General features: G+C 75.5%; 17 protein-coding genes. 9 read left to right on the top strand and 8 right to left on the bottom strand.

Annotated features, from left to right (window positions below):
- Positions 1-40: 40 nt before the first annotated feature.
- Positions 41-1,099, bottom strand: a complete 1,059-nt coding sequence (locus NHH00_RS10350) for an iron-siderophore ABC transporter substrate-binding protein (RefSeq protein WP_253051789.1) — start codon at positions 1,097-1,099, stop codon at positions 41-43.
- 171 nt (positions 1,100-1,270) lie between these two features.
- Here NHH00_RS10350 and NHH00_RS10345 point away from each other — a divergent pair, with 171 nt between their 5' ends.
- Together NHH00_RS10345 and NHH00_RS10340 are read left to right on the top strand one after the other, a co-directional pair.
- Positions 1,271-2,068: an alpha/beta hydrolase gene (locus NHH00_RS10345; protein ID WP_253051787.1), complete on the top strand. Its 798-nt coding sequence runs from the start codon at positions 1,271-1,273 to the stop codon at positions 2,066-2,068.
- 113 nt (positions 2,069-2,181) lie between these two features.
- Complete coding sequence (locus NHH00_RS10340; protein ID WP_253051785.1) at positions 2,182-3,570, top strand: FAD-binding oxidoreductase; 1,389 nt, start codon at positions 2,182-2,184, stop codon at positions 3,568-3,570.
- A 36-nt stretch (positions 3,571-3,606) separates the two neighbouring features.
- Here the strand turns inward: NHH00_RS10340 and NHH00_RS10335 are convergent, their stop codons facing one another.
- The 3 genes from NHH00_RS10335 to NHH00_RS10325 form a co-directional block, all read right to left on the bottom strand.
- Positions 3,607-4,182, bottom strand: a complete 576-nt coding sequence (locus NHH00_RS10335; protein WP_253051783.1) for a DUF4240 domain-containing protein — start codon at positions 4,180-4,182, stop codon at positions 3,607-3,609.
- A 71-nt stretch (positions 4,183-4,253) separates the two neighbouring features.
- Positions 4,254-4,694, bottom strand: a complete 441-nt coding sequence (locus NHH00_RS10330; protein ID WP_253051781.1) for a protein-tyrosine phosphatase family protein — start codon at positions 4,692-4,694, stop codon at positions 4,254-4,256.
- 20 nt (positions 4,695-4,714) lie between these two features.
- Entirely contained in the window at positions 4,715-5,428 is a 714-nt protein-coding gene (locus tag NHH00_RS10325; protein WP_253051779.1) for a DedA family protein, read from the bottom strand.
- A 130-nt stretch (positions 5,429-5,558) separates the two neighbouring features.
- Between NHH00_RS10325 and NHH00_RS21035 the strand changes: the two genes are divergently transcribed.
- Positions 5,559-6,722: a sensor histidine kinase gene (locus NHH00_RS21035; RefSeq protein ID WP_253051777.1), complete on the top strand. Its 1,164-nt coding sequence runs from the start codon at positions 5,559-5,561 to the stop codon at positions 6,720-6,722.
- Positions 6,722-7,360 (top strand): response regulator transcription factor, encoded by a 639-nt coding sequence (locus NHH00_RS10315; protein WP_253051775.1) that lies wholly within the window; start codon positions 6,722-6,724, stop codon positions 7,358-7,360. Before NHH00_RS21035 ends, NHH00_RS10315 begins: the two co-directional genes overlap by 1 nt.
- A 13-nt stretch (positions 7,361-7,373) precedes the next feature.
- Here the strand turns inward: NHH00_RS10315 and NHH00_RS10310 are convergent, their stop codons facing one another.
- Together NHH00_RS10310 and NHH00_RS10305 are read right to left on the bottom strand one after the other, a co-directional pair.
- On the bottom strand, positions 7,374-9,116 hold the full coding sequence (locus NHH00_RS10310) for an acyl-CoA dehydrogenase family protein (protein WP_253051774.1): 1,743 nt from the start codon (positions 9,114-9,116) through the stop codon (positions 7,374-7,376).
- Positions 9,117-9,204: 88 nt separating this feature from the next.
- Entirely contained in the window at positions 9,205-9,894 is a 690-nt protein-coding gene (locus tag NHH00_RS10305) for a TetR/AcrR family transcriptional regulator (RefSeq protein ID WP_253051773.1), read from the bottom strand.
- Positions 9,895-10,045: 151 nt separating this feature from the next.
- Between NHH00_RS10305 and NHH00_RS10300 the strand changes: the two genes are divergently transcribed.
- Positions 10,046-11,599 carry a class I adenylate-forming enzyme family protein gene (locus NHH00_RS10300; RefSeq protein WP_253051771.1) on the top strand — a complete coding sequence of 518 codons (1,554 nt, stop codon included), beginning with the start codon at positions 10,046-10,048 and terminating at the stop codon, positions 11,597-11,599.
- A gap of 36 nt (positions 11,600-11,635) precedes the next feature.
- On the opposite strand, the gene NHH00_RS10295 is transcribed toward NHH00_RS10300, so the two are convergent.
- A complete protein-coding gene (locus NHH00_RS10295; RefSeq protein WP_253051769.1) occupies positions 11,636-12,097 on the bottom strand; it encodes an Lrp/AsnC family transcriptional regulator in 462 nt (153 codons plus the stop codon).
- A gap of 191 nt (positions 12,098-12,288) precedes the next feature.
- Here NHH00_RS10295 and NHH00_RS10290 point away from each other — a divergent pair, with 191 nt between their 5' ends.
- The 4 genes from NHH00_RS10290 to NHH00_RS10275 all read left to right on the top strand — a co-directional run bounded on the left by NHH00_RS10290 (position 12,289) and on the right by NHH00_RS10275 (position 16,037).
- Positions 12,289-13,746, top strand: coding sequence for an NAD(P)/FAD-dependent oxidoreductase (locus NHH00_RS10290; protein WP_253051768.1), 1,458 nt, complete (start codon positions 12,289-12,291; stop codon positions 13,744-13,746).
- Between the two features lie 78 nt (positions 13,747-13,824).
- Positions 13,825-14,550 (top strand): HEAT repeat domain-containing protein, encoded by a 726-nt coding sequence (locus NHH00_RS10285; protein ID WP_253051767.1) that lies wholly within the window; start codon positions 13,825-13,827, stop codon positions 14,548-14,550.
- A 125-nt stretch (positions 14,551-14,675) separates the two neighbouring features.
- A complete protein-coding gene (locus NHH00_RS10280) occupies positions 14,676-15,311 on the top strand; it encodes a sugar O-acetyltransferase (RefSeq protein ID WP_253051766.1) in 636 nt (211 codons plus the stop codon).
- Positions 15,312-15,701: 390 nt separating this feature from the next.
- Positions 15,702-16,037, top strand: coding sequence for a YnfA family protein (locus tag NHH00_RS10275; RefSeq protein ID WP_087470594.1), 336 nt, complete (start codon positions 15,702-15,704; stop codon positions 16,035-16,037).
- Positions 16,038-16,041: 4 nt separating this feature from the next.
- On the opposite strand, the gene NHH00_RS10270 is transcribed toward NHH00_RS10275, so the two are convergent.
- A complete protein-coding gene (locus NHH00_RS10270) occupies positions 16,042-16,458 on the bottom strand; it encodes a MerR family transcriptional regulator (protein WP_253051764.1) in 417 nt (138 codons plus the stop codon).
- Between the last annotated feature and the right edge of the window lie 64 nt (positions 16,459-16,522).

Raw genomic sequence — 16,522 nt, 5'->3', positions numbered from 1 at the left:
CGCCGCCGCGGCCGCGTCGCGCACGACGCGGCCGCACGGCTCACTTCGACGCGGCGGCCGCCTCGGCGAGCTGCGGGACGTACTGGTCGAGCATCCACGGAATGGAGAGCACGGTCGGGGCGCTGCTCGCCATGACGAACGACTCGCCGACGATCGGGGCGAACCGGCCCTGCTGCACCGTCTCCATCGCGCCGACGGACGGCAGCGCCGTGAACGCGTCGACCTCGTCCTGGGAGCCGAAGTACATGACGAGCACGTCGGTGTCGATCTCGCCGAGTCGCTCCTCGCTGAGCCCGTAGAAGTACGTGCCGTCGTCGGGCGAGGCGTCGAGCTCGGCGACGCTCGGGCTGAGCGTCATGCCCATGTCCTCGAGCAGGTCGACGCGCGGGTCGTCCGCCCGGAAGACGTTGAGCGTGCCCGGGGTGTTGGCCGACGCGTAGACGAACGTCGTGCCGTCGAGCTCCGGGTGCTCGTCGGCGAGCGCGGTGACGTACGCGTCGGTCTCCGACTGGAGCGCCGCCGCCTCGTCGCTCTTGCCGAGCGCCGTCCCGACGATCTCGAGCTGGTCCTGCCACGGCAGCGCCCACGGCTGGTCCGGGTACGCGACGACGGGCGCGACCTCGGACAGCCGGTCGAACTCCTCCTGCGTGATGCCGGAGTAGGGCGCGAGGATGACGTCGGGCTGCGCCGCGGCGATCTCCTCGAACGGGACCTCGCCCGTGTCGGAGCCGGAGAGCAGGGTCGGGGTCTCGCCGCCGAGCTCCTCGATCGCGTCCTCGTCCCACGGCAGGATCCCGGTCTCGCCGCCGCCGTAGTCGTTGCGCGGCATCGCGACGGGCACGACCCCGAGCGCGAGGACCGCGTCCTGCGTCGACCAGCCCCAGGTCACGACCCGCTCCGGCTGCTCGGGGATCACGGCGTCGCCCAGGGCGCTCTCGATCGTCACCGGGAAGGCGCCGCCCGCGGCCGGGGTCGTGCTCGTGTCGTCGGCGGCGCCGTCGTCGGCGCCCGCGGAGCACCCGGCGAGCACGAGCGCGCCGAGCGCGAGGAGGGCAGCCGCGGTGGTGCGGCGCGAGGCGGAGGACGTCGGACGACGCATGGATCTCTCCCAAGGGACGGTGGCGCCGCCGGCGCGGCAACTGAGCAAGGTAAGGCTAGCCTCATCCATCGCCGGAGCGGAGCGTGCGGCCCGTGCGATGGCTCACAGCGGGCAGACTGGGGGCGCCGTCGGGCGCCCCGTCGGCACATCCGACCCGCCGGGAGGCGACCCGTGGCCCTCGTCCGCTGCTCCTTCTACTCCGACGTGCTCGAGGTGAGCACGACGATGACCGTCGTGCTCCCGCAGGCCACGGCGACCCAGATCGGCATGGCCGGGTCCGCGAGCGCCCGCGCCGAGGGCGCGCCGGTGCTCTACCTGCTCCACGGCATGAGCGACGACGAGACGATCTGGACGCGCCGGACGTCGATCGAGCGGTACGTCGCCGACCGGGGGCTGGCCGTCGTCATGCCGCGCGTGGAGCGCAGCTTCTACGCCGACGAGGTGCACGGGCACCGGTACTGGACGTTCCTGTCGGAGGAGCTGCCGAGCCTGGTCGACCAGTTCTTCCGGGTGTCGTCGCGGCGCGAGGACACGTTCGTCGCGGGCCTGTCGATGGGCGGGTACGGGGCGTTCCGCTGGGCGCTGCGGCACCCCGAGCGGTTCGCGGCGGCGGCGAGCCTGTCCGGGGTGCTCGACCTCGCCGACGAGTCGTACCGGGAGCGCCGCCTGCCCGACATCGAGCGCGTGTTCGGCGACCGGGAGATCGCGGGCTCCGACGACGACCTGCTCGCGCTGCTGCGCCGGGCTGCCGCCGAGGGCCGGACGGCGGACCTCCCCGACCTGTTCCTCGCGTGCGGGACGGAGGACTTCCTCGTCGACGGCAACAGGGCGTTCGAGCGCGTGGCCGATGAGTCCGGCGTGGCGCTGCGGTCGGAGTTCTCGCCCGGGACCCACGAGTGGGGCTTCTGGGACCGCACGATCCAGGACGTCCTCGACTGGCTGCCGCTGCCGGGGGCGCCACGAACCTGACGCGGCGCCCTCCCTACCCGTCGGGGCACGTGTCACACACCGTGCTCGCGCGTCGTCGTGTGGGTGACCGCACCTAGCGTCGAGACGCGCACACCGCGACGAAGGGGACCACCATGACCACCACTGCCACCACTCTTCCGCCCACCGACGTCGCCGCGCTGCGCGACCGCGTCACGGGTCGCGTGCTCGCCCGGGGCGACCTGCCCGACGGCGGCCCGACGGCCGCGGAGGCCGTCGCCTCCCACAGCACGCTCGTCACGCACGACCCCGACCTCGCGGTGCTGGCCGCCACCGAGGCCGACGTCGTGGAGGCGGTCCGGTTCGCGTCCCACCACGGGCTGCGCGTGCGCGCCCACGCGACGGGCCACGGCGCGTCCTCGCCCGTCGCGGACGGCCTCGTCCTCGGCACGAGCGACCTCGCGGGCGTCGAGATCGACCCGGAGACCCGCGTCGCGCGCATCGCCGCGGGCACCCGCTGGAAGACGGTGGTCGAGGCCGCGGCGGAGCACGGGCTGCTCCCCGTCACGGGGTCGTCCACGGGGGTCGGCGTGGTCGGGTACACGCTCGGCGGCGGGTTCGGCCCGCTGACGCGCAGCCACGGGCTCACGACGGACTGGGTCCGCGGGTTCCGGGTCGTGCTGGCCGACGGCTCGGTCGTCGAGGCGAGCCCGGACTCCGAGCCGGACCTCTTCTGGGCGCTGCGCGGCGGCAAGGGCGGCCTCGGCGTGGTGACGCGCGTCGACGTCGGGCTCGCGCCGCTGCGCACCCTGTACGCGGGGGCGCTCACGTTCGACGCCCCGCACGTCGAGGACGTGCTGCGCGGCTGGGTCGACTGGACCGCGACCGCGCCCGACGACGTCACGACCTCCGTCGCGGTGCTCGCCCTCCCGGACCTGCCGTTCATCCCCGAGCACCTGCGCGGCCGCACGGTCCTCGCCCTCCGCTTCGCCTACCCGGGCGACGCCGCGGAGGGCGAGCGCCTGGCTGCGCCGCTGCGGGCTCTCGCCCCGGTCATGGCCGACGCGGTCGGGGAGATCCCGACGACCGCCGTCGCGACGATCCACGACGACCCCGAGGACGCCGGCCCGTCGTGGGTCTACGGCGCCGGCCTGCGCGAGGTGGACGCGGCGTTCCTCGACCGGTTCCTCGCGGACCTCGGGCCCGGCAGCGGCTCGCCGTTCGTGGCGGCCGAGCTGCGGCACCTCGGCGCGGCCGGCGCGCGCGACGTCGACGGCGGGTCCGCCGCGGGCGGGCGGACGGCCGGGTTCCTGCTCAGCCTGGTCGGCGTGAACCCCCCGCGCGTGCCGGACATGATCGAGGCCGCGGCGTCGTTCGCGCAGTGGTCCCAGCCGTGGGCCGCGACGGAGACCAACATCAACTTCCTGCCCGGCCCGTGGACGGACGAGACGCTCGCGCGGGCGTGGTCGCCGGAGACGGCGGCGCGCCTCGCGTCGGTGCGGTCGGCCTACGACCCGGCGGGGCTGTTCGCCTGGCGCGTGTGACGTCGGGTCAGCGCTGTCGGTCGACGCGGAGCGGTCTCACACCGCGAACAGCGCGGTGAGCCGCGGGAGGCGGCGCGCGTTCTCCTCGTCGTCGTCGAAGTCCCACTGCTCGCCGGCGGGCTCGCTGCGCGCCGGCCCCGACGACGTCCGCTCGCGCGCCGCGTAGTACGCCTCGTCGTCCTCGCCGGTCGCGCGCGACCACGCGTCGCCGACGAGCGAGTCCAGCGACTCGTACCCGAACCAGGCGGACCCGCCGCGCGACATGGCGGCGACCACGGGGTGGTCCGCGAGGGAGTCCGGGTCCGCCACGGCGCGCTCGAAGGTCGCCCGGCCGGCGAGGACGAGCCCGTCGCGGAAGTCCATGAAGCCGTCGTCGCTGCACCCGCCCTCGACGAGGTACGCGGCACCCCACAGCGGCCACGCGTACGCGTCGTCGGACACGTCTCCCGCCACGTCGACGAACGCCAGCATCTCGTCCGCGGTGAGCCGCTCGACGAGGAGGTCGGTCAGGGCGCCGGGCAGCGGGTCGTCCTCCGCGCCGCGGTCGTCGGCACCCGCGCCCGCCCGGTCGCGCGCGGCGTCGACGATCTCCCAGAAGGTCTCTCGATCCATGGCCCGGACCGTACGGCTCGGCACCCACAGACGCTGGTCACCCGGGCGGCGTCAGAGGTCCGGACCGGGGCCTACGGGACCGTCCGCGCTCCGGTGCGCCGCACCCAGCGGCGCTGCCACGGCGTCTCGACGGCGCGGGGCCGGTAGTGCGCGCGGACCCAGGCGACGGCGTCGTCGGGACGGACGCCGCCCCACACGGCGAGGAGCGCGAGCGCCGTGCCGGTGCGACCGGTCCCGCCGCCGCACGCGACCTCCACGCGCTCGTCGGCGGCCCGCTCGTACGCCTCGCGCAGCACCGCGACGGCGTCCGGCGTGGACCGCGGCAGCGCGAAGTCCGGCCACCGGACCCAGCGCGACTCCCACGCCGTGGCCGGCGGCGGCGTGCCGGTGAGGTAGACGCCGAGCTCCGGCGCGTCGTCCGGCCCGGGCGGCCCGGACCGCAGCCCGCGGCCCCGCACCCGACGCCCGTCCGGCAGCTCCACGACGCCGTCGCCCTGTTCCCACGAACCCATGCGCTCCTCCGACGGGGTGCTCAGCGCCGCGCGTGCCGTCGCGGCGCGGGGCCACCAGGCTGCGGCGGCGAGTCGGCACGCGCGCGGCGGACCAGCAGGTGGACGACGTACGCCACCGCGAGCACGGCGACGACGGCGAGGACCCCCTTCTGGTACGTCCCGATCGCGGCCTCGATCTGGGGCCACCGCTCTCCGAGACCGTAGCCGAGCAGGACCAGCGTGGTGTTCCAGACGCCGCTGCCGACCGCGGTCAGGACGAGGAACCTGCCCAGCGGCATGCGCTCGACGCCGGCCGGGATCGAGATGAGGCTGCGCACGATCGGGACGAGGCGCCCGACGAGGACCGCTGTCGTCCCGTACCGGGCGAACCACGCCTCGGCGGTGTCGACGTCCTCGACCCGGACGAGCGGCAGGCGAGCCGCGACGGCGCGGAGCCGCTCGGCGCCGAGCGCGGCACCGAGCCCGTAGAGCAGGAGCGCCCCGACGACGGAGCCGACCGTCGTCCACAGGATCGCCTCGAGCAGACCGAGACGCCCCTGGGCGGCCGTGAACCCGGCGAGCGGCAGGATCACCTCGCTCGGGATCGGCGGGAAGAGGTTCTCCAGGGCGACCGCCACACCTGCTCCCGGTGCGCCGAGGGACTCCATCAGGCTCACCGCCCAGTCCGTGAGGCGGGTGATCGGGCCGGGGTCGGAGGCGGTGGCCGCGAGGACGGACGGCGAGGAGAGGCTCATGCCGACGACGCTAGGAAGGCGCGAGCCGCGCCGGAACGCGGTGTCGCGCACGGACGGCGACGGTTCCCCGCGGCACGGAGTGCGGTTTTCCGCAGTCCGCGTCGCAGGTCGCGTCGCTAGGGTGAGTCGCGTGCCCAGCCGAGCGCCGTCCGTCGTCCGTGCCTCGTGCGGCGTCGTGGTGGGGGTGTGCCTCGTCCCGATGGACGCGGTGACGCTGCTCGCTGCCGCGGTGGCCGCCCCGTTCGCCCGCGCGTCCGCCCGGACGGCGGCCTGGCGGGACGGGCGGGTCCGGGCCGCCGTGCGCGTGCACCTGCGGCGCCTGGAGCGGTGGTTCGCCTGGCACACCGACGCTCCGGACGGCACCGGTCGACCCCTGCGCTACCTCGCCGCCCGCCTCGCCGTGGGCCTGCTCAGCGCGGGGATCCTCCTCCTGCTCGCCTACGGGGCGTTCGCGGCGGTGCTCATGACGGCGTCGTGGGCGTTCGACCTGCGGGTCCCCGCGCTGGCGGACGACGACAGCGACCCGACGACCGGACTCACCGTCCTCTCGGCGGTCGTGCCGGGCGGGATCCTGCTCTACCTCGCGCTCATGGGACTCGTCGGCTCCGCGGCGCTCGAGCGGGCGGCGGCGAGCCGGTTGCTGGGCGAGGAGGACCGGACGCAGCTCCTCGCCCAGGTCGAGGCGCTCGCCGCCTCGCGCTCGGACATCGTCGCAGCCGTCGAGGCGGAACGCCGTCGGGTCGAGCGCGACCTGCACGACGGCGTCCAGCAGCAGGTCGTGGCGCTCGGGATGCTGCTCGACCGCGGCCGACGAGCCACCGACCCCGTGGTCCGCGACCGTCTCCTCGCCGACGCCGCCGACGAGGCGTCCCGGGTGCTCGCGAGCGTGCGCGACGTCGCCTGGCGCGTGCACCCCGCGGCGCTCGACACCCAGGGACTGCGCCCGGTCCTGGCACGCCTGGCGGCGCGGGCGACCCCGTCCGCGGAGCTCGACTACCGCCTGGACGGGCGACCGGGGCCCGCGGTGGAGGCGTGCGTGTACTACGTCGTCGCCGAGGCCCTGGCGAACGTCGCCAAGCACGCCGGCGCGACCCGCACGACGGTCACCGTGACCTCGGCCGACGGCGTCGTGCGGGCCGCCGTCACGGACGACGGTCGGGGTGGCGCGTCCCCGCGCGGCGGTCGCGGGCTCGCGGGCCTCGCGGCCCGGGCGGCGGCGCTCGGCGGCTCGCTCGACGTGGCCAGCCCTCCCGGCGGGCCGACCACGGTGACGGCGGTGCTGCCGTGCGCGTGATGATTGCCGAGGACTCCGCCCTCCTGCGCGAGGGTCTCCGGGCCCTCCTCGTGGACGAGGGCGTCACGGTCGACGCCGCCGTCGGCGACGCCGACGAGCTCCTCGCCCTGCTCGGGCGTCGTCCCGCGCCGGACGTCGTGCTGCTCGACGTGCGCATGCCCCCGACGCACACGGACGAGGGCATCCGGGCCGCGATCGAGGTGCGGCGCCGCTTCCCCGGGGTCGGCGTCCTCGTCCTCTCGCAGTACGTCGAGGCCGAGCCGACGCGGGACCTCGTCACGAGCGGCGGCGCAGGGGTCGGCTACCTCCTCAAGGACCGCGTGATGCGGGTCTCGGAGCTCCTGGACGCGCTGCGTCGGGTCGAGGCCGGCGACTTCGTCGTGGACCCGGAGGTCGTCCGCCAGCTCTTCGCGGACACCTCCCGCGCCGACCCGCTCTCGCGGCTGACGGAGCGCGAGCACGACGTCCTCCGCCTCATGGCCGAGGGCCGGACGAACGCCGGGGTCGCGGCTGCGCTGCACCTGTCGCTCTCGGCGGTCGAGAAGCACGGCAACGCGATCTTCACCAAGCTCGGCCTCGACGCCGCCGGCGGGTACAGCCGCCGTGTCCTCGCCGTCCTGCACTACCTCCAGGGCTGACGACGACCCCTGCTCACGCGCCCGCGTGCCGCGCGAGGATCGCGTGCGCGTCCGTCCCGCGCGGCAGGACGCCGTAACCGTGACCGCGGTCGTCGCCGAGGCGCGCCGCGACGAACGCGTCGGCCGTGCCCGACGGCGCGTGCCGCACCACGAGCGACGCCTGGAGCGCGAGGGCGAGCGACTCCACGACGCGACGGGCCTGCGCCTGCTGCGCCCCGGCGTCGGCCCCCGCGACCTCCGCGAGCAGCCGGCGCGTGCGCGCGACGTGCGCGTCGAGGAGCGGGTGCGCCCCCGCCGTCGTGCCCAGCTCGGCCTGGAACGCCGCGACCGACTCCGGCTCGCGACCCATGGCGCGCAGCACGTCGAGCGCGATGACGTTGCCCGACCCCTCCCAGATCGCCATGACCGGCTGCTCGCGGTAGCGGCGCGCGAGCGGGAACGCCTCCGTGTACCCGTTGCCGCCCAGGCACTCCATCGCCTCGTACGCGTGGTGCGGCCCGCGCTTGCACACCCAGTACTTGCTCACGGCCGTCGCGAGGCGGCGGAACGCGCGGTCGTGCTCGGACTCGCCGTCGTGCGCGGCGGCGAGGCGCACCGACGTGAGCGTCGCGGCCTCGGACTCGAGCGCGAGGTCGGCGAGCACCGCGGTCATGGCGGGCTGGTCCACGAGCGCCGCGCCGAACGCGCTGCGGTGCCGCGCGTGCCACAGGGCCTCGGTGACCGCCTGGCGCATGCCCGCGGCCGAGCCGTGCACGCAGTCCAGCCGCGTGCGCGACACCATCTCGATGATCGTCCGCACGCCGCGCCCCGGCTCCCCGACGAGGAACCCGACGGTGCCGTCGAGCTCGATCTCCGACGACGCGTTCGACCGGTTGCCCAGCTTCTCCTTGAGGCGCTGGATGCGGAACACGTTGCGCGTGCCGTCCTCCAGGACGCGCGGCACGAGGAAGCACGACGGCGCGGCGTCGCCGTCGCGCGCGGTCCCGCCCGAGGCGCCCGGAACCTGGGCGAGCACGAGGAACGCGTCGGACATCGGCGCCGAGCAGAACCACTTGTGCCCCGTGAGCAGGAAGGCGCCGTCCGCCCCGGCGGACACGGCCGTCGTCGCGTTCGCGCGCACGTCCGAGCCGCCCTGCTTCTCCGTCATCGCCATGCCGACGAGCACGCCGGGCTTGCTCCCCGGGGCCGCGAGGGCGCCGTCGTACCCGCGGGAGAGCAGCCGCGGCTCCCACACCGCGGCGAGCGACGGCGCGTGCCGCAGCGACGGCACCGCCGCGTGCGTCATGGAGACCGGGCACGCGTGGCCCGGCTCGACCTGCGCGAACAGCGAGAACGCCGCGCCCCGCACGACGTTCGCCCCCGGCCCGGGATCCGCCCACGCGCTCGTGTGCGCGCCGTGCGCGACGGCCGCCCCGATCACCTCGTGGTACGCCGGGTGGTACTCGACCTCGTCGATGCGGTTCCCACGGCGGTCGTGCGTGCGCAGCACGGGCTCGTGGACGTTCGCGAGCTCGGCCGCGCGCTGGAAGTCCCCCGTCCCGACGAGCGCGCCGACCTCGACGAGCCGGTCCTCGCCCCACGCCCCGCCGTACGCGTGCACCGCCTCGCGCAGCACGGGGTGGTCGAGGTACTCGTTGACCCCCTCGCGATCCGGCGGCTGGTTGGTCACGCGGTGCGTGACGTGCGGCGCGGGGTGCGCGCCGTCGGCCGGGTCGACGGCGGGACGCGTGGCCGGGGTGGTGTCGGTCGGGGTCATGGTGTCCTCCTGCGGCTCTGCGGGTGGCTCGGGGTCGGGACGCCGCCGGGCGGCGCCCGGAGAGGGTTCGGGGCGGGTCGGGCAGACGTCAGGCGGGGGCTGACGCAGGGGCGGCGACCGCCGCCCGGGCGCCGACGGCGCCCAGGCAGAAGCGCAGGATCGTCGCGACGACGGCGTCCCGCACCGCGGGCGGGACCGTGCCGTCGGAGGCGGTCGGGCCGCCGCCCGCGAGCGGGGAGAGCGGACCGGTGAGCGACTCGCCGATCGCGCCGACGAGGGCGGTCGCGACGACCGTCACGTCCTGGTCGGGGATCTCCCCGGCATCGACACCGGCACGCACGACCTCCGCGAACGTCTCGGCGTAGGCACGGCGGTACTCGAGGCGCGCCGCGTCGACGGCCGGGTGGACGGGCTCGAGCAGCAGCGCCCACGCGAGCGTCGGGCCGCGCAGCGCGCGCCGCGCGAAGGTGTCGACGGCGCGGCCGAGGCGGGCGACGGTCCGGTCGCCCGGGGGATCGTCCGGGCGGGCCGCGGCGGCGGTGCGCACGGCGTCGAGCTCGACGTCCGCCGCCTGCCGGAACACGGCCACGAGCAGGTCGGCCTTGGTGGGGAAGTACGAGTAGACGCCGCCCGTGCTCACCCCGGCGCGCGCGGCGAGCGCCTGCACGTTGGCCCCGGCGAACCCGTGCTCGGCGACGATCGTGCGCGCCGCGTCGAGCAGCGCCTCGCGCTTGCGCTCGCGGGCGGCCCGCGTGGCGGGCGTCTCGCGGTAGGGCACGGTTCCTCCGTCGTCGTCGAGGGTGCGCCGCCTCGTCGCGGCTTCCCACCAAGAATTGAACCATGATTCAATTCATCGCGGCACCGGTCCCCGTCCGGGCCGCCGAGACGGCGTCGACGACGACGCCGAGCAGGACGTCGAGGAGGACGACATGCACCTGGGCAGCATGCTGGAGAGCACGGCACGCAAGGTCCCGACCAAGGAGGCGCTCGTGCTGGGCGAGCGCCGGCTCTCGTACGCCGAGCTCGACGCGGCCGCGCGCCGCGCGGCGGCCGTCTTCCGGGACGCCGGCGTGCGCCCCGGCGACCGCGTCACGGTCATGACCTACAACACGCCGGGCTTCGTCGTCGCGGCGTTCGGCCTGTGGCGCGCGGGCGCCGTGCTCGTCCCCGTCAACCACAAGCTCCAGGCGCCCGAGGTCGCGCGGCTCGTCGCCCACAGCGGCGCCGTCCTGGGCGTCGCGGACGCGAGCCTGGCCCCCGTCGTGACCGCCGCCGCGCCCGCGGTGCGCTGGCTGTGGACGGAGACGGACGCCGTCGGGCAGGACGCGGCGGGGACGTCGGGGCCCGACGACTTCGACGCGCTCGTCGCCACCGCCGAGGCGTGGGACGGTGTCCCGCCCGACCAGGACACGATCGCCCAGGTGCTCTACACGTCCGGCACGACGGCGGCCCCCAAGGGCTGCGAGCACACCCACCGCGGGCTGAGCTCGGTCGCGGCGTACACGACGGCCGCCGTCGGGCTGCGCGCCGACGACCGGTTCCTCCTCGCGATGCCGATCTGGCACGCGTCGCCGCTCAACAACTGGTTCCTGTCGATGGTGTTCCTCGGCGGGACGACGGTCCTCCTGCGCGAGTACCACCCGATCGAGATGCTGCGGACGGTCGCGGCCGAGCGCACGACCGCGTTCTTCGGCGCGCCCATCGCGTACGTCGCGCCGCTCCAGGTCGCCGCCGCGCAGGGCATCGACCTGTCGACGTTCGACCTGTCGAGCGCGCGGCTGTGGCTCGCCGGCGGCGCGCCCGTCGGCGCCGACACCGTGCGCGCGATCCGCGCCGCCTACCCGGGCGAGCTGCACCAGGTCTACGGGATGAGCGAGATGGGGCCGGTCGGCACCGCTCTCGGCCCCGCCGACCAGGAACGCAAGGCGGGCTCGATCGGCCACGCCGGGATGCCCGGCGTCGACGTGCGGGTCGTCGACCTCGACGGGAACGACGTCGGCCCCGGCGGGACCGGCGAGATCTGGCTGCGGTCGGACACCCGGATGGTCGGCTACCTCGACGATCCCGAGGCGACCGAGGCCGTGCTCGTGGGCGACTGGTACCGCACCGGCGACGTCGTGCGCGTCGACGAGGACGGGTACCTCTTCATCGTCGACCGGCTCAAGGACGTCATCATCACGGGCGGCGAGAACGTCTACTCCCAGGAGGTCGAGGAGGCGCTGCGCGGGTCGCCCGAGGTCGCGGACGTCGCCGTCGTCGGGCGCCCGCACGCCGACTGGGGCGAGACCGTCGTCGCGTTCGTCGTCCCCGCTCCCGGCGCAGAGCCCTCGCTCGACTCGCTGCGCGCCTTCCTCGCCGACCGGCTCGCGCGCTACAAGGTGCCGCGCGACGTCGTGCTCGTCACCGAGCTCCCGCGCAACCCCTCCGGCAAGCTCACCAAGCACGTGCTGCGCTCGCGGGTCCGCGAGAGCGCCGGGACCTGACCCGTCGCGCACGCCCGACCCCCGACGCGGCGGGGGTCAGGGGCGCGCGTGCTCGAAGATCACGGTCGTGCTGGTCCCCGCGACCTCGGGCCGCACGCTGAGCGTCTTGGAGACCAGGTTGCGCAGGGCGTCGGAGTCGGCGACCGCGACGTGCAGGAGGAAGTCGCGGTCGCCCGTGACGAAGAAGACGCCCTCGACGTCGGGCAGCGTGAGCAGGTAGTCGCGGAACGCCTCGAGGCCCTTGCGCGCGCCCGCCTGGAGCCGGATCGCGATGAGCGCCTCGAGCCCGCGGCCGAGGGCCGCCGGGTCGACGTCCGCCCGGAAGCCGCGGATCACGCCGCGCTCCACGAGGGTGCGGACGCGCGCGTGGCACGTCGACGCGGCGATCCCGACGCGGGCCGCGATCGCCGCGTTCGTCGCGCGCGCGTCGGTCGCGAGGACGTCGAGGATGCGGCGGTCGACGTCGTCCAGGACGGCGGGTCGAAGATCCTTCGGCATGCGGAGCCTCCTCTGAGGGTTCGACGAAGTTCAGGTCGATCGCCACCGGCACTTGCGACGATCCTTCGGCACATCTTGTCGCACGCCGAAGGATCCACCACGCTGAGTGTCGTGCGACACCATCCCGTCGCACACCAGCCACGCGCCCGCCTCGCCACCCGCGAGGCGGGCGTCGGTCGAAGGAGCCCGGCGTGAGCACGACCTCTCGTCCCCGTCCCCGCACCCGCGACGCCCGGTCCGCGCCGCCCGGCCGAGCGCCCCGCACGGCGGTCGTCGTCGGCGCCGGCATGGTGGGCCTCGCCACGGCCTGGCACCTCCAGGAGCAGGGCGTCGAGGTCACCGTCGTCGACCGCGAGGGCGTCGCCGCCGGGTCGTCGTGGGGCAACGCCGGGTGGTTGACCCCCGGCATGGCGATGCCGCTGGCGGACCCGTCCCTCTGGACGTACGGGCCGCGCGCCCTCCTCGACCCCGCCGCGCCGCTGCACGTCCCGCTGCGGTTCGACCCGCGCCTGTGGTCGTTCTTCGCGCGCTTCATGGCGCACGCGACGCAGCGCCGCTGGGACCACGCGATGGCGGCCCTCACCCCGATCGATCGCGTCGCGCTCGACGCGTTCGACGAGCTCGCCGCGGGCGGGAGCCTCGGGCACGGCGTCGAGGCCGGGACCACGCCCGGGCCGTTCACCGTCGCGTTCGAGCACGTCCGCGAGGCGCGACCGTTCCTCCGCGAGCTCGAGCACGTCGCCGCGGCCGGCCAGACCGTGCCCGTCCGGCGCGTCGAGGCCGGCGAGCGCGCGCACCAGCTCACCGACCGCGTCTCCACGGTCTACGCCCTCGAGGGCCAGCGCTTCCTCGAGCCCGGCCCGTTCGTCCACGCCCTCGCCGACTCCGTGCGCGCCCGCGGCGGGCGGATCCTCACCGGGCTCGAGGTCCTCGACGTCGAGCCCGGCCGCCTCGGCGCGTGCGTCTACGCACGCGCGGTGCACCCCGACGCCGCCGCGCACCCCGCGCTCGTCGGCGCGACGCGCGGGTCCGGAGCCGCCCGGGCGGGCGCGACGACCGGGGGGAGCGACACCGTCGGGCCGGAGGCCGCGGAGCCCCGCCGCGCCGGATCCCCCACCGAGCGCGAGGAAGGGGTCGTGCTGCGGGGCGACGCCGTCGTGCTCGCGACCGGAGCCTGGCTCCCGACGCTCGCCGCGCCGCTCGGCGTGCGCACGCGCGTCCAGGCGGGGCGCGGGTACTCGTTCACCGTGAAGACGGACGAGCCCGTCGAGACCCCGATCTACCTGCCCGCGCGCCGCGTCGCGTGCACCCCGTACCAGGGGCGGTTCCGCATCGCGGGGACCATGGAGTTCCGCGGCCCCGACGAGCCGCTCCAGCCGCGCCGGATCGAGGCCATCCTCGCGTCCGTGCGGCACCTGTTCCAGGGCGTCGACCTCGACGACCGCCACAACGAGTGGGTCGGGTCGCGCCCCGTCACGCCCGACGGTCTCCCGCTCGTCGGCGCGACGCGCACCCCCGGCGTCTACGTCGCGGGCGGCCACGGCATGTGGGGCATCGTCCTCGGCCCGGCGACGGGCCGCGCGCTCGCCCACCTCGTCACGACCGGGGAGACCCCCGACGAGATCCGCCCGTTCGACCCGCTGCACTGAGCCCGACGGCGGCCGACCCCGGCCGACCCGGCCGAAAGACCCTGTCCGGCGGGGGCGCCGCGTCCTAGCGTGGTCGTCATGAGCGTGCGAGACGAGCACCGGACAGCACTGCGCGCGCTCGACGACGACCCGGCCGCGGTGCGGGCGTACCTCACCGCGGGTTCCGGGCTCCCGGGCCCCCGGGCGAACCTCGAGCTCGTGGGCGCGTTCGCCGACGCCGCCCCCGACGACCTCGTGCGCGCCCTCGCCGACGACCCCGACGAGTACCTCCGCTGCTGCGGCACGTGCGGGTTGGGCCGGCTCGTCGTCCAGGCCCCCGCCGACGCGCGCGCGGCGCCGACCGACCTGCTGCGCGCCCGCGCGTCGGACGGGTCGTGGCGCGTCCGCGAGGCCGTCGCGATGGCGCTCCAGCGGATCGGTGACGCCGAGCCGGCCGCGCTCCGTGCGCTCGTGTCGTCGTGGGTCACCGACCCTGACCCGCTGGTCCGCCGCGCGGCGGTCGCCGGGATCTGCGAGCCGCGCCTCCTCCGGAACCCCGCGACCGCGACCGCCGCGCTGGACGCCTGCGCAGCCGCGACCGCCACGATCGGCGCGCTCCCCTCGGACGCACGCCGCGACGGCGACGTGCGCACGCTGCGCCAGGCCCTCGGGTACTGCTGGAGCGTCGCCGTCGCCGGTGACCCGGCCGCCGGCGTGCTGCGGTTCGCCGCGCTGCGCGAGTCGTCGGACCCGGACGTGGCGTGGGTCGTCCACGAGAACGAGAAGAAGGCGCGCCTGCGCCGCGTGCTCGACCGCCCGGCCTGACCGTGCGACGGGAGTCGCCCGGACGTCGGCAGGGATGATGGCGCGGCAGTTGCCCACAAGGCTTGCGCCACATGGCGCCCACCTATATGTTTAATCGAAATACTAATCCGCGACGAGGGAGTCCGATGAGCACCACGACCGAGCCGACGACGAGGATGGCCGAGCTGGCCGCCACGGACGAGGACCTCCGGAGCCTGCTCTCCGGCGGTTGGCTGCGCTACCGCACGTCGCCGGCGCTCCAGGAGCTGACCCGGGACGCGCACGCGACGTGCGCCCGGATCGGGAGCGTGTACTTCGAGGACGTCGACGAGGCGCGCCGCCTCTTCCACCGACTCGTCCCCGGCGCCGAGGACGGGATCGACTTCCGCCCGCCGCTGACGATCGACTACGGCGACCGTCTGCTGATCGGCGCGCGGACCTTCATCAACGCCGACTTCATGGTCATCGGCGGTGGCCTCGTCACGATCGGTCCCGACTGCCTCATCGGGCCGCGCTGCTCGATCTACACGCCGAACCACGCCGAGGACGTCGTCCGCCGCCGCGAGGGATGGGAGCGGCCCGAGCCCGTCACGATCGGGAGCAACGTCTGGATCGGCGGCTCGGTCACCATCACGCCCGGCGTGACGATCGGCGACGACAGCATCATCGGCGCGGGGTCGGTGGTCACGCGGGACGTCCCCGCGGGCGTCGTCGCGGTGGGGAACCCGTGCCGACCCGTCCGCGCGATCACGACCGCCCCCGAGGCCACCACCGCCCACTGAAGCCCCCCACGCGCCGGGGCGACGACGCCCCGGGTCGCGGGACGACACGTTCACCCGAACAGCCGGCACCGGCGCCGGCGGAGAGCAGGACTCATGCAGTGTGCAGAGTGCGGAACCACCTCCCGCGACGGACGGGTCGCGACGGCCGTGTGCAGCGAGTGCGGCGCAGCCACGTGCGCGGAGCACACCCGAGAGGTGCGGATCCAGATCCCCTCCAGCTCCGTGGGGAACCCCGTGGTGCGGACGGCGCGACGGCTGCGGTGCAGCGAGTGCACGCGCCTCGCGGAGCCGCTGGAGCAGGTCCGGCGGTAGCACCCAGGGCGGCCCGCGCCGGCCGCGACAGGGCAGGGGCCCACGGGCGTGCGCGCGCGCTCGCCTACGCTGGCGCGCATGGACCTCGCGCGCTCGATCCCGCTGTTCGTGCTCGCCGCGCTGCTGGAGATCGGCGGGGCGTGGCTCGTGTGGCAGGGGCTGCGCGAGCACCGGGGCTGGCTGTGGATCGGGGCGGGCGTCGTCGCGCTCGGGCTCTACGGCGTCGTCGCGACGCTGCAGCCCGACGCGAACTTCGGCCGCATCCTCGCCGCGTACGGCGGGGTGTTCGTCGCCGGGTCGCTCGCGTGGGGCATGGTCGTGGACGGCTTCCGGCCGGACCGCTGGGACGTCGTCGGCGCGCTCCTCTGCCTCGCCGGCGTCGCCGTCATCATGTACGCGCCGCGCCCGGAGTAGCCGGTCAGAGGCCGACGGCGGCCGGTGCGGACCGTGCCGGGCGACGGTCCTCGGGACGCTGCGCGAACGGGCGGATGCGCTCGAGGTAGTCGGCGATGGCGTCGCGGTTCTTCTCGAGGATGCGGATGCGGTCCTCCAGGCGGCCGAGCTCCGTCTCGAGGAGCGCGATCTTGTCCGGGTAGGCGTTGTGCAGGTGGATCTCCGGCGCGTTGCCGAGGCAGGGCAGGAACTCCTTGATGATCCTGGTCGTGAACCCGACCTCGAGCAGGCCACGGATCTGGAGCACGCGGTCGACGAGGTGCTCGCCGTACTCCCGGTACCCGTTCTCGGCCCGCTCGGGCGTGAACAGCCCCTGCTCCTCGTAGTACCGCAGGAGGCGCGTCGGGGTCCCGGTGCGCCGGGAGAGCTCGCCGATCCGCACGTGATCCACCTCACCTGGTCGTCGCGCTTGACCTTCACATCAATGTCAGACATCGATGCTAACC

Source organism: Cellulosimicrobium cellulans (genome assembly GCF_024124905.1).
GTDB classification, from domain to species: Bacteria; Actinomycetota; Actinomycetes; order Actinomycetales; family Cellulomonadaceae; genus Cellulosimicrobium; species Cellulosimicrobium cellulans_G.
This window is presented reverse-complemented; position numbering and strand designations above follow the sequence as displayed.